Source organism: Streptomyces antibioticus, assembly GCF_002019855.1.
Taxonomy (GTDB): domain Bacteria; phylum Actinomycetota; class Actinomycetes; order Streptomycetales; family Streptomycetaceae; genus Streptomyces; species Streptomyces antibioticus_B.
The window spans coordinates 7,782,420-7,794,231 of the sequence record NZ_CM007717.1 but is presented as its reverse complement, the minus strand read 5'-3'; the positions used below and the strand labels follow the sequence as shown (position 1 = coordinate 7,794,231).

9 protein-coding genes and 2 pseudogenes are annotated in these 11,812 nt (G+C 72.2%); 3 read left to right on the top strand and 8 right to left on the bottom strand.

Features of this window, described 5'->3' with window-relative positions; all coding sequences use genetic code 11:
• From AFM16_RS35195 to AFM16_RS35180, 4 genes and pseudogenes are all read right to left on the bottom strand, one after another.
• Entirely contained in the window at nt 1–2,184 is a 2,184-nt protein-coding gene (locus AFM16_RS35195; RefSeq protein ID WP_078636392.1) for an RICIN domain-containing protein, read from the bottom strand.
• Between the two features lie 24 nt (nt 2,185–2,208).
• Nucleotides 2,209–3,612 (bottom strand): chitinase, encoded by a 1,404-nt coding sequence (locus tag AFM16_RS35190; protein ID WP_078637197.1) that lies wholly within the window; start codon nt 3,610–3,612, stop codon nt 2,209–2,211.
• On the bottom strand, nt 3,594–4,898 hold the full coding sequence (locus AFM16_RS35185) for a glycoside hydrolase family 16 protein (protein ID WP_078636391.1): 1,305 nt from the start codon (nt 4,896–4,898) through the stop codon (nt 3,594–3,596). The genes AFM16_RS35190 and AFM16_RS35185 overlap by 19 nt, the downstream gene beginning before the upstream one ends.
• A gap of 235 nt (nt 4,899–5,133) precedes the next feature.
• Nucleotides 5,134–5,496 (bottom strand): annotated as a pseudogene (locus AFM16_RS35180) (SDR family oxidoreductase); the annotation flags it as partial.
• Between the two features lie 25 nt (nt 5,497–5,521).
• On the opposite strand from AFM16_RS35180, the pseudogene AFM16_RS35175 reads away from it, so the two are divergent.
• A pseudogene (locus AFM16_RS35175) lies at nt 5,522–5,872 on the top strand (RrF2 family transcriptional regulator); the annotation flags it as partial.
• Between the two features lie 49 nt (nt 5,873–5,921).
• On the opposite strand, the gene AFM16_RS35170 reads toward AFM16_RS35175, so the two are convergent.
• From AFM16_RS35170 to AFM16_RS39605, 3 genes are all read right to left on the bottom strand, one after another.
• Nucleotides 5,922–6,596 (bottom strand): hypothetical protein, encoded by a 675-nt coding sequence (locus tag AFM16_RS35170; protein WP_078636390.1) that lies wholly within the window; start codon nt 6,594–6,596, stop codon nt 5,922–5,924.
• A gap of 20 nt (nt 6,597–6,616) precedes the next feature.
• Nucleotides 6,617–7,351, bottom strand: a complete 735-nt coding sequence (locus AFM16_RS35165) for a HEAT repeat domain-containing protein (protein ID WP_078636389.1) — start codon at nt 7,349–7,351, stop codon at nt 6,617–6,619.
• A 215-nt stretch (nt 7,352–7,566) separates the two neighbouring features.
• The gene (locus AFM16_RS39605; protein ID WP_167797309.1) at nt 7,567–7,713 is read right to left on the bottom strand and encodes a hypothetical protein; all 147 of its coding nucleotides are present in this window, start codon (nt 7,711–7,713) and stop codon (nt 7,567–7,569) included.
• 145 nt (nt 7,714–7,858) lie between these two features.
• On the opposite strand from AFM16_RS39605, the gene AFM16_RS35160 reads away from it, so the two are divergent.
• Together AFM16_RS35160 and AFM16_RS35155 are read left to right on the top strand one after the other, a co-directional pair.
• A complete protein-coding gene (locus tag AFM16_RS35160; protein ID WP_078636388.1) occupies nt 7,859–10,111 on the top strand; it encodes an FUSC family protein in 2,253 nt (750 codons plus the stop codon).
• Nucleotides 10,112–10,156: 45 nt separating this feature from the next.
• Entirely contained in the window at nt 10,157–10,543 is a 387-nt protein-coding gene (locus tag AFM16_RS35155; RefSeq protein ID WP_078636387.1) for a VOC family protein, read from the top strand.
• A gap of 21 nt (nt 10,544–10,564) precedes the next feature.
• On the opposite strand, the gene AFM16_RS35150 is transcribed toward AFM16_RS35155, so the two are convergent.
• Nucleotides 10,565–11,752 (bottom strand): MFS transporter, encoded by a 1,188-nt coding sequence (locus AFM16_RS35150; RefSeq protein WP_078636386.1) that lies wholly within the window; start codon nt 11,750–11,752, stop codon nt 10,565–10,567.
• Between the last annotated feature and the right edge of the window lie 60 nt (nt 11,753–11,812).

The window sequence follows — 11,812 nt, the reverse complement described above, 5'->3', positions numbered from 1 at the left end:
TCAGGGGTAGTTCACCAGGTTGGCGACGTTGGTGGCCGAGTTGGAGGGGCCGCCGCGGTCGTTGATGACATGGCGGATGGTGCCGGTGCCGCCGAGGGACACGGTCACCATGTTCTGGAAGCGGACGTTGGGGTTGTTCGGCACCTCGAAGGCGTGCTCGGCGGTGACCGACGGGTTGACGTTGAAGTAGCAGTAGCTGCCGAGTCCGTACGCCTGGTGGCTGGTGACGGAGTCGGCGACCTTGTAGGCGGCGTAGCCCTGGGTGGAGCCGTTCATCCAGGCGGCCTGGTTGGGCGGGTCGTAGGGCATCTCGTTCTGGTAGAAGTACGTCCGCCCGCCGTTGCCGTTCCAGATCGTCTGGTGCTTCTGGTAGTGCTCGACGAACAGGCCGTACATGGTGACCTGGTCGCCGTTGACGACGAGGCCGGTGTCGGCGGTGTTGCTGTTCCAGCCGATGCCGCTGCCGTGGTCGCCGCGCCAGATCCACATGTGGTCGCCGATGACGTGGTCGCTGTTGACGACGAGGCTGGTGGTGGCCCTGCCGACGGCCGCCCCGCCGACCCGGAAGTAGACGTCGTGCAGGGAGGTGGGGTTCGCGGCGTGGCTGGCGGCGGAGCCGGCCGGGCCGATCTCCACCAGCGTCTGGGAGTTGGTGGTCCCGGCGTCGAAGAGGACACCGGCGATCTTCACACCGTCGACGTCGGCGACGGTCATGGCGGTGACGCCGTTGTCGGGGATGAAGGTGGCCAGCCCGAGACCGAGGACGACGGTGTCGGGGCGGGTCACCCGCAGGGTCTGGTTGAGGTGGTACACACCCGGGGTGACCAGGAGGTTCTTGCCTTCGGCGAGCGCCGCGTTGATCTGTGCGGCGGTCGCGCCCGGCTTGACGACGAAGAACTGGTCGATGCCGAGCGAGGTGCCGGGGGCGGTTCCGTTCGCCCAGGTGGTGGCGGTGGAGTTGGTGCGCAGCGCGGGCACGAACACCCGGTAGGCGCCCGCGTTGTCGACGTAGAGGAAGGGCTTCTCGCGGACCGTGGGGGTCTGGTTGACGGTGGTGTAGGGCGGGTTGGGGAAGGTGTTGCCCGGTACGCCCTGGCTGCCGACGAAGACCATGTTCCAGTTGGAGCCGGTCCAACTGCCGAGCTGGGAGTTGCGGGTGAGCCACTGCTGCTGGGTGCCGGAACGCACCTGGCCGTCGATCTTGCTGTCGGCCATGAAGCCGCCGCTGGACCAGCCGCCGTCGCTCAGCTCCAGGTTGCCGCGGACGTGCATGCGCCGGTAGCCGGACGCCTGGGAGACGGCCCAGCGGTCGGTGCCGCCGGTCGGGTTGACGGACAGGTTCTCGGCGCCGCGCCAGAAGTTCTGGGTGGCGTTCTGCGGCGGGAACCAGTCGGCCTCCACGTGGACGGCGCCGTTGATGGTGACCGAGTCGGGCGACTGGCCGAGGCCGAGGACCTGGGTGTAGAAGCCGACGTTGACGTCGTTGCTGTAGGTGCCGGGCTTGAACAGGACGGCGTAGCGCTGGGAGCCGAACTGGTTGGTCTCCTGCTGCTGGAAGATCTGGTTCAGCCGGCTCTGGATCGTCGTGGACGGCATCGACGGGTCGAAGACGACCACGTTGGGGCCGAGGTCGACGTCCCCGGGCGCGGTGTTCACGGGTGTCACCTGGAATCGTTGGGCGGCCGTGCCGTTGCAGGTGTACTGCACGAGCTGGACGCTGTCGGCGGTGGAGGCGGAGGGCACGTCGAGGCATTTGCCGCTGTGCCGGTTGACGAACCGGTAGGCGCCTCCTCCCTCGTCGACGGGCTGCCACTGCTGGTTGTTGCCGCCGCCGTACGTCCACAGGTGCACGGCGGCGTTGTCGGCGGTGGACACATTGCTCACGTCCACGACCTGCTGGGCGTCGTTGCGGTTGCCGATGCGTACGTATCCGTCGCTGGTGGGGGTGAAACTCCACTGCTGGGCGGTGGAGTTGTTGCAGGTGTACTGCTGCACGGCGGTGCCGTTCACGGTCGCCGCCGCCCGGGCGTCCAGGCATTTGCCGCTGCCGGCGTTGACCACCGTCGACCAGCTCGTGGGCAGCGCCGCGGCGGCCTGGCCCGGCTGGACGACGGTGAGCAGCGAGGCGGCCGTCGCGGCGGCTGCGAGCAGACCCGCGGTTCGGGGTGGTGCGAATCGAAGCACGTCTTCTCCAGGAGAGCGGGCGGGTCAGCCGGTGTAGGCGGCGAGGACGCGGGTGAAGTCCCAGGGCTGCTGGGCGACTCCGGAGCAACTGTCGGCGCCGCCGCCGGTGCAGGGCCGGTCGCGGTTGACCGACCAGAAGGTCAGCCGGGCGAGGTGGCGCTGCTGGGCGTAGGCGAGGATCGTGCGGAAGTCGGCGACGGTCACCGTCTCGTTGTTGTCGGTGATGCCGTTCATCGAGGAGATGCCGGTGCGCCGGTACGCCTGGTCGTCCGAGTAGCCGTAGGCGTTCTTGACGGCGGTCTTGAGCCCCTCGGCGGCGCGGACGGTGAGCTGGCCCATGTTCTGGCCGGCGCCGCCGAAGTTGAACGGCATGATCGTCCAACTGTCCACGGTGAGCCCGGAGGCCGCGGCCCTGCCGATCAGGCTGCTGTCCGGCCCGTTCTGGCCGGTGCCGAAGGTGATGTACACCTTGATGCCGGGGTTGTTGGCCTTGACGGTCTTCAGCGCGTCGACCGTGCGCTGCTGCACGGCCGGGCTGTCGTACGCCGCCGCCTCGATGTCGATGTCGATCGCCTTGAGGCCGTAGGCGTTGATGACCTTCTGGTAGGCGGCGGCCAGTTCGCCCGCGCTGCCGCAGGAGCTCTCCAGCTTGTTGCCGCTCCAGCCGCCGAAGGACGGGATGACGTCACCGCCGGCCGCCCGGACGGTCGCGATGGTCTGCTGGTCGACGCCACCGGTGAGCGGGCGGCCGCCGTCCCACTGGGGGTTGCAGTAGCCGTTGCTGAGGACGAAGGCGAGCGTGAACCACTTGACGCCGGTCGCGTTCATCACGGTGGTGGGGTTGGGCGGGCTGCCCCAGCCGTTGTAGAGGTAGGGCGCCACGGCCATGGCTCCGGGTGCGGGCGGCGGGGTGTCGCCGACGGGTGCCGTCCACTTCTGGTTGGCGGCGCCCGTGCAGGTCCAGATCTGGAGGCGGGTGCCGTTCGCGGAGTTGTTGCCGGTGACGTCGAGGCACTTGTTCGCCTGCGGGTTGACGATGTCGCGGGCGGCGGGCAGGGCCCACTGCTGGGCGGCGGTGCCGTTGCAGTCGTAGAGCTGCACGACCGTGCCGTTGGCCGTGCCGCCGGACGCCACGTCAAGGCACTTGCCGAGGGCGCGGATCGTGCCGTCTGCGCCAACGGTCCACTGCTGGGCCGCGCTGCCGTTGCAGTCGTAGAGCTGGACGGCGGTGCCGTTGGCGCTGCTGCCGCCGGCCACGTCGACGCACTTGCCCGCGAGGCCGGTGATGCTGCCGGTGGCGGCCGCCGCGGCGCCGCTCGCGGGGGTGCCGGTCAGGCCGGTGAGGAGGGCGGCGACGGCCGCCGTGCCGAGGAGTCCGCGGACCGCGCGGGTGCGCGCGAGGCCGCGGATCAACGGGTCACCGTCCACTTCTGGTTGGCCGCGCCGGTGCAGGTCCAGATCTGGAGACGGGTGCCGTTCGCGGAGTTGTTGCCCGCCACGTCCAGGCACTTGTTCGCCTGCGGGTTGACGATGTCCCGGGCGGCGGGCACGGCCCACTGCTGGGCGGCGGTGCCGTTGCAGTCGTAGAGCTGCACGGGGGTGCCGTCCGCGGTGCCGCCGGAGGCGACGTCGAGGCACTTGCCGAGCGCGCGGATCGTGCCGTCGGCGCCCACGGTCCAGCGCTGGGCGGCGGTGCCGTTGCAGTCGTAGAGCTGGACGGGGGTGCCGTTGGCGCTGTTGGCGCCCGCCACGTCGACGCACTTGCCCGCGAGGCCGGTGATCGGACCGCCGCCGCCGGGCTGGCCGGTGTCGGTGGTGACACGGACGTAGTCGACCAGGAGCTGCTGCGGGAAGGCCGTGCTGCCGTCGGGGTCGCCGGGCCAGTAGCCGCCGACCGCGAGGTTGAGGATGAGGAAGAACGGCTTGTCGAAGACCCACTGGCGGCCGCCGAGGTCGGCGGGGGTGCGGCGCTGGTAGACGGTGCCGTCCACGGACCAGGTGATCGCGTTCGGGCTCCAGTCGACGGCGAAGGTGTGGAAGGCGTCGGCGAACGCCTGGCCGCCGGGCAGGGTGTACCCGGCGCCGATGCCGCCGGAGCCGGAGTAGCCGGGGCCGTGCAGGGTGCCGTGGACGGTGGACGGTTCGAAGCCCACGTTCTCCATGACGTCGATCTCGCCCGAGTTGGGCCAGCCGACCTGGCCGATGTCGTTGCCGAGCATCCAGAACGCGGGCCACATGCCCTGTCCGCGCGGGACCTTCATCCGGGCCTCGACCCGGCCGTAGGTGGTGGTGAACCGGCCGGAGGTGTTCAGCCGGGCGGAGGTGTACTCGCACCGTCCGTACCAGCACTGGTAGTTGCCCGGGTTCTCGCGGCGGGCGGTGATGACCAGATGGCCCTGGCCGTCGAGGGCGGCGTTGCGGTTTCCGGCCGTGTAGTACTGCCGCTCGTGGTTGTTGACGTTGTCGCCGGTCTCGATCAGCCACTTGCCGCCGTCCACGGCGGCGCCGGCGGGTCCGTCGAACTCGTCGGAGAAGGTGACGGCGGCGGCCGCGGCCTGTGCCTGTGCCTGGGTGACGGTGACCGCGGTGGGGGTCTTCGCCGACGAGGACGCGTCCGGAGAGGCGCCCTGGGCGAGGCCGGTGGACAGCGAGGCGAAGGCGAGCAGCGAGGCGAGCGACAGGAGCAGGCGCCGGGAGGTGCGCGGGGAGTCCATGACTCTCCCTTCATGAAGCAGCACGGCTCGACATTGCAGGTGCATGACAGAGCCGGGCGCGGCGGAGCCCGATCCGAGACCGCGCCAGGTGGGTGGGGGGTGAGGAACAGCCCCTGGGGAGGGCTTAGTTCACTATGTGATTTAAGAAGTGAGCAATGGACGTGTCAAGGGTTTGGTACAGACCTGTACGACCGTGTGGGCCCCCGCACCCGGCTGCGGGACCCACACGGTCCTCGTTCCGGATCCCGTTCAGCGGGGCGCCGGCCGCGACCTCGGCGACGGCGGCGGCGACATCGGCGGCCGCGATCGGCTGGAGGGGCGTGCGCGGCAGCCGTACGGTGTCGCCGTCCGCGGTCCAGGACAGGACCGCGTCCACGAACTCCATGAACTGGGTGGCCAGCACGACCGAGTACGGCAGAGGGCCGGCCCTGAGCAGGTCCTCCTGGAGCACCTTGGCCCGGTAGTAGTCCAGTTCGGGCACCTGGTCCACACCGACGAGGTTGACGACCGTCTCCGCACCGGCGAGCGCCTCGTCCAGTCCGGCCCCCGTGAGCAGGTCCACGCCGGTCGTGGGCGCCGCCGCGCTCACGTCATGCCCCTGCTCCAGGCTGAGGCCCGTGAAGATGTCGGGTGGGGTCGAGTGGGCGCTGCGCTGCTGCGTCGTGCTCACCTCGGTGCGCGAGCCGGTCCCGGCGGCCCGGCCGGCCGCGCTGCACGACATCTCCCCCACCTACCTGGCCAAGCAGCTCCAGGCCCTCTCGCGGGCCGGGCTGATCCGTTCGGTGCAGGGCAAGTCCGGGGGCTACGCGCTCACCCGGGCGCCCGAGCAGATCACCGTGCTGGACGTCGTGGACGCCGTGGACGGCCCCGGGTCCGCCTTCGTCTGCACGGAGATCCGGCAGCGGGGCCCGTTGGCCACCCCGGCCGAGGCGTGCACGACCCCCTGCCCCATCGCGCGGGCCATGGCCGGCGCGATGGGGCAGGGGGTCGGCGCCTGGCTGCGCGGCTGAGCGTCCGCCCCGTTCAGATCCGGAACGGCGGCCGGGCGGCGAAGGCGTTGTCCAGGTACAGGTTCCCCATCTGCCGGGCGCGCTGGCGCATCGCAGAGGTGACGGGCGTACCGGCCGCGAAGTACCACCACAGGTAGAGCGTCTCGTACATCCAGGCGCCCTCGTAGTTCCAGTCCGAGTCCGCGCCGGGCTGACCGGCGCTGAAGACCGACCCCGCCGGGAACTTGTCGTTGTGGTCCTTGCCGCCGATGTGCCGGGCCTCGTGCATGAAGGTGGACGCCCGTTCCGGCACCGCCTGGCCGTACCACATGTCCAGATACAGCTCGACGAGCGTGCCGGTCGCCGCGGCCACCGCCGTGCCGTCGCCGCATCTGGCGCGCAGGTCACGGATGTTCTCCCGGACGTAGCGGCGCCCCCAGTTCAACGCGGTCGCCTCGTAGGCGTCGTTCTCCCAGTCCTCCGCGGAATACGTCAGCAGCCACAGCGAGTTGAAGGTCCGGCCCAGGGGCAGGCTGATGTTCCCCGGGTCCTCCCAGCCGAACCCGTCGTCCCAGTACGCCTTGTTGCCGGCGAACCCGTACGTGGTCCAGAAGTAGTCGACATGGGGCTGGCTGGAGTTCCACAGCGGGCCGTAGAAGGCGTCACCGGAGCCGTTCAGATCCGGGACGGTGGCGGAACAGGTGGCCATGACACTCTCCTGACGGCGTGTCACGGAGGCGGCGGCCGCACATCGGCACCCGCCCCCGGGTAACGGATGTGGTCCACGCGCGTGACCTGCGGAACGTCCCGCACGTCGTAACGGCGGACCTCCAGCAGGTCGGCGTCCTCGGACCGGATCAGCCCGGGCAGGTCGACCGGGGCGGCGAGTTCGCGCAGCGCGAGCACACAGGCCGCCCGGACACCGCGCCGGTCGTCGTCGACATGGCGTACGAGCGTGTCGAGCGCGCCCGTCGAGCCGTCCGCCGCGAGGCGCGCCAGTCCCTCCACGGCGGTGGTCCTGATGACGGTCTCCTGGCCGACCGTGGAGTACCGGTGCGCGCCCTCCGGATACCGCTCCGGCGGGACGGGCGTCGCCACGACCGCCGCGAGGGCGTCGGCGGTACCGGCCAGCCGAAGGTCCGTCAGCACCTGCACCAGCGCCCACCGGTCGAGATACGCCTCCTCGGGCAGCTCCTCCCACCCGCTCCGCGCCAACCGGTCGACATCCTCGGCCGGATACCCGCGTACGACGTCCAGCGCGCGCTGATACTCCGCCTCCGCGGACTCCCCCACCGCACCGGTGGCCCGCAACGCCCCGAGGAACGCCGCGCCCAGCTCACCGAACGCACCCGCGAACCCGAACTCCCGGATCCCGAGCGGGGAGAAGACGTCCTGATCCGGCCCGTCGGGGCCCGGCTGCTGTCCCACACGCGGGATGTCGTCACCGCGGCCGTCGCTGCTCATGAAGGGGGTTCCCGCCGATCACACGACGCCGCCCCGCCCCGACGCCGAATCCGAAGGCTCTCCCTCCCCATGCTCCCCGCCCACCCAGGGGCCCGCAACCGGCGGGGCGGAGGCCGGGGCCGGCCGGGCAACCGGTCGGCACACGGCGGGCGATGAGCATACGGACGTGTCAACTTCCCCCGGACAAGGCGTGGTTGCGAGCCCGGCAGCGCGCCTCAGCGGCGGGTGCGGAAGCGGCTCAGGAAGGTGCGGGCCTGGGCTCGGCGGTGGGGGTCCGAGGCGGCTCGGCGGGCCTGGGCGATGGCGCGGCGGCCCTGCGGGGTCCTGGCGAAGTCCTTGATACGGCGGATGAGGCTGCTCATCGTGGTCCCTCCCTGGTGTCGGGGCGTTCCCGATGCCGTTCACCTACCCAGCGCGGGAACGGACAGGCACCCGGCCCGCCGCCGGGCTGCGGGGCGTACGGGGGCGGTCGACAATGGGAGGAACGCCTCGAGAGGACACCTGCTCATGCGCGCTGAGTCTTCGCGGGCCGAGCGGGCGCAGATCGTGCACCGGTCGCTCCGGGTGACCCTGGCGGCCGCCGCGGGCTTCTACACCTTCCTGTACGGCCTCGACGAACCGCTGCTCGCGCTGTACTCCCTGTTCGCGCCGATCGCCCTCGGCCTGCTGTCGTCCGTCCCGGGTTCGGGGCGGCAGCGGGCCGCGGTGATGTTGAAAGCGCTGCCCGTGGGTCTGGTGCTGGTGACGCTCGGGACCGTGCTGGCGGTGGAGACCTGGGCGGCGGTCCTCGGGATGCTCGTCGTCGGATTCGTCCTCGCCTACGCGGCCGTCGCCGGACCGCGGCCCGCGGGGGCGGCGCCCGGACTCCAGCTCTTCTACATCCTGGCCTGCTTCCCGCCCTACGAACCGGACACCCTGGGCCTGCGTCTGGCCGGGCTCACCACGGGCGTGCTGCTGCTGGCGCTGTGCGAGGTGTTCCTGCTGCCGCAGCCGCCGGGTGAGACGTACCGGCACAGTCTCGCGCGGGCCGTGGCGACCGCCGGTGACGTCCTCGCCGGCCGGACCGTCCTGACGCCCGGGGCCCTGCGCGCGGAGGGCGCGCGGCTGCGGCTGTCGAACGTGCCGCCCGCGGAACGCCCCGCCGGCCCGCGCCGCGCCGACCGCGCGCTCTCCCAGGCGGGCACCGCCGCCCGCCGGCTCCTCGAACAGCTCGCCCATCTCACCGAGACCGGACAACTCCGCGACCTCCTCAGGGCCGCCGACCGAACCGACTCCCCGGCCCGCTGGCTGCTGCCGCGGGTCGCCGGCCGGTGCGGCGAGTGCGCCGAAGGACTGCGGACGGGACAGGCCGTTCCCGGACCGCGCGGCCTGGACGAGGCGATCGGCGCGTTCCAGGACATGCGCGTACGGCAGACCGCGGACCCGGCGGCGGACGAGGTCCCGGTCCCGGTGCTGCGCCGCCAGGCCGGGCTGCTGGCCGCCGCCGAATCGGTGCGCGTCCTGGAGATCTCCGTACGCATCGCCCTCGACGGCCGGCGCACCCCGCCGATCGAGCCGCGCGAGCTGTTCTGGTACACCGAGGCGAGCGCGCCCCGGCTGTGGCTGCGCCGTCTCGTCGGCAACATGACGCCGCGCTCCGTGCAGTTCCACAACGCCGTCCGGATCGCCCTGGCGCTCGGCGCGGCCCGTCTGGTCGCCGGGGCGCTCGACCTGACCCACGGGTTCTGGGTGCTGCTCGCGGTGCTCACCCTGAGCCGGACCACCGTCGGCGAGACCTGGACGGCGATCCGCGCGGCCATGGCCGGGAACCTCGTGGGCGCCGTCGCGGCGGGCGCCCTGCTGATCACCGTCGGACAGCGCACCGACACCGACGCCGTGCTCCTCGCCCCGGGCATGCTGATCGCCTTCGCGCTCGGACCGCTGCTCGGGATCGCCTGGGCGCAAGGACTGTTCACGCTGGTGGTGGCCACCGCGTTCGCCCAGATCGCCCCGGCCTCCTGGCAGCTCGCCGAGGCCCGGATCGTGGACGTGGTGACGGGCAGCGCCATCGGCCTGCTGTGCGGGCTGCTCGCCTGGCCGGCCGGGGCGCGCCGGGAGGTACGGCGGACCATGGCGGGGCTGCTGCGGGCGTGCGGTCCGCTGATCGAGGGCACCGCCACCACGCTGACGGCCGTCCCGCCCGGGTCCGCGCCGCCCGCCCAGACCCTGCCCGCTCTGCACCGGCTGCGCCTCGCCGAGTCCGCCTACGCCCAGTTCCGCAGCGAACCGGCGCCCGAGGGATCGTCCGGCGCCGACTGGCACGCGCTGCTCATCGCGGCCCACCAGATCCTGCTGGGGGCGCAGTGGCTCCCCCGGTTCGACCTGCCCGGCCGCGCGCTGCCGCCGGACGCGGCGGAGTGGGCCAGGGCCGATGCGCGGACGGTGGCGGGGCGGACGTACCGGCTGGCGGAGCTGTGCGTCGAGGGCGACCGGGGCGGGAGTGCCGTGGCAGGAGAGGAGAGCCCTGCAGGCGGAGGCGCGAGTGCCATGGCAGGAGAGGAGAGCCCTGCGGGCGGGGGCGCGAGTGCCGGGAGCCCTGCCCCGGAGCGCCCCGGCCTGTCCCGGCCCCCGCCTCCCCTCCCCCTCCCCACCCTCGTCGACCTCGACTCATGGCTGACCAGCCTCACCCGTCAGCTCTCCCGCGCCGAGGCGGACCTCCGCACGGAACCGCGGGCGCGCTCCGGGCGACCGATCAGTTTCCGGCGGCCGGCCGGTCCTTGAGAGAGGAAGCCCACCAGGGTCCGCACCCCCTCCCCGGAGGCGATCATGTTCGGCACGACCAAGGCGTTCAGCAGTTTCTCGGTGGACGACCTCGACACGGCCAGGAAGTTCTACGGCGAGACGCTGGGCGTCGGCCTGTCCGAGGAGAACGGCATCCTCACCCTGCACCTCGCCGGTGGGCGGGACGTCCTCGTCTATCCCAAGCCCGACCACACCCCGGCGACCTACACGACCCTCAACTTCCTCGTCGACGACATCGAGGCGGCCGTCGGCGAACTGAGCGGAAGGGGTGTGCGTTTCGAGCGGTACGACCACCTCGCCACCGACGACCAGGGGATCCACCGCGACGAGGGCCCGCTGATCGCGTGGTTCACCGACCCCGCGGGCAACGTGCTGTCGGTCATCGAGGAGCCGGGCGGCGACGGTTCCTGACCCGCTGCAAAGGACAGCCCGTCACAGCGGCTGCGCGACCTTCGGCTCCGTGACCGTGTGCCCGCGCAGCACCCCGGCCATGGCCGCGGCGACGACACAGAAGGCCGCCGGCAGGAGGAAGGTGAGGTTGAGCGGGACCAGGTGGGTGAGCCAGCCGATCAGGGCGGGCCCCGCGAGCATGCCGAGGTAGCCGAGGCCGGCGACCCGGGAGACGTTGGCGCCCGCGGCCGCCGGGTCGGCGTGACCCGCCGCGCTGAACAACTGCGGGACGCAGCCCGCCAGCCCGGCGCCGAACAGGGCCCAGCCGACCAGCGCGAGCCAGATCCACGGGGACAGGGCGACCGCGGTCATGCCGACGGCGGCCGTCGCGGAGCCGTGGCGCAGGATCGCGACGGGGCCGAAGCGGGCGGCGATCCGGTCGGCGAGGAGCCGTCCGACGGTCATGGCGGCGGCGAAGGTGCCGTAGGCGAAGGCGGAGACGCTGTCCGAGGCGCCGAGGACGGTCTTCAGGTGCAGCACGCTCCAGTCGTTCGCCGCGCCCTCGCAGAGCGTGACCAGCAGGGCGAGCACGGCCAGGATCCAGATACGGGCGGGTGTCCTGGCGGGGCGCCCGGACGCCTGCTGCGGGGCGTCGGCCGGCCGGTCCTCGGCGGGGAGCAGGCTCGGGGCGACGCCGAGGGCGATCAGCACCGCGAGCGCCCCGGCCGTGCCCAGGGTCGCCGCGGGCCCCCAGCCCAGCCCGGCCGTGGCGGCGCCGGCGAGGGCGGCGAGCACCCCGCCGACGGAGAACGTGGCGTGGAACGCGGACATCACGGGACGTCCGTACGCCTTCTCGACCTGTACCGCGTGGGCGTTCATGCTGACGTCCAGGCAGCCGTTGCCGAACCCGAAGGCGAACAGGGCCACCGCGAGCGCCCACGGGTCGGCCGCGAGGCCGGGCAGCACCAGGGTCGCGGCGCACAGCACGGCGGAGACGGGCACGACCCTGCGGGTGCCGAGGCGGTCGGCGAGCGGTCCCGCCACCTGCATACCGGCGAACGCGCCCAGCCCCAGCAGGACGAGGAAGCCGCCGAGCACGGCGTGCCCGATGCCGGCCCGCTCCTCGATGGGCGGGATCTGCACGACCCACATCCCCAGCAGGGTCCCGTTGAGGACGAAGTAGGTGAAGGTCGCGGCGCGGGCCGCGCGCAGTGATCGTTCCGGTCTCATGGGGACAACATATCGAACATGTATCGTGTTCAGAAGTCGCTGTTTCTCACACACTAATTG

Coding starts and splice junctions, on each gene's coding strand:
- AFM16_RS35185 (WP_078636391.1), bottom strand. CDS start 4,898: ATGGACTCCCCGCGCACCTCCCGGCGCCTGCTCCTGTCGCTCGCCTCG.
- AFM16_RS35170 (WP_078636390.1), bottom strand. CDS start 6,596: ATGGCCACCTGTTCCGCCACCGTCCCGGATCTGAACGGCTCCGGTGAC.
- AFM16_RS35165 (WP_078636389.1), bottom strand. CDS start 7,351: ATGAGCAGCGACGGCCGCGGTGACGACATCCCGCGTGTGGGACAGCAG.
- AFM16_RS39605 (WP_167797309.1), bottom strand. CDS start 7,713: ATGAGCAGCCTCATCCGCCGTATCAAGGACTTCGCCAGGACCCCGCAG.
- AFM16_RS35160 (WP_078636388.1), top strand. CDS start 7,859: ATGCGCGCTGAGTCTTCGCGGGCCGAGCGGGCGCAGATCGTGCACCGG.
- AFM16_RS35155 (WP_078636387.1), top strand. CDS start 10,157: ATGTTCGGCACGACCAAGGCGTTCAGCAGTTTCTCGGTGGACGACCTC.
- AFM16_RS35150 (WP_078636386.1), bottom strand. CDS start 11,752: ATGAGACCGGAACGATCACTGCGCGCGGCCCGCGCCGCGACCTTCACC.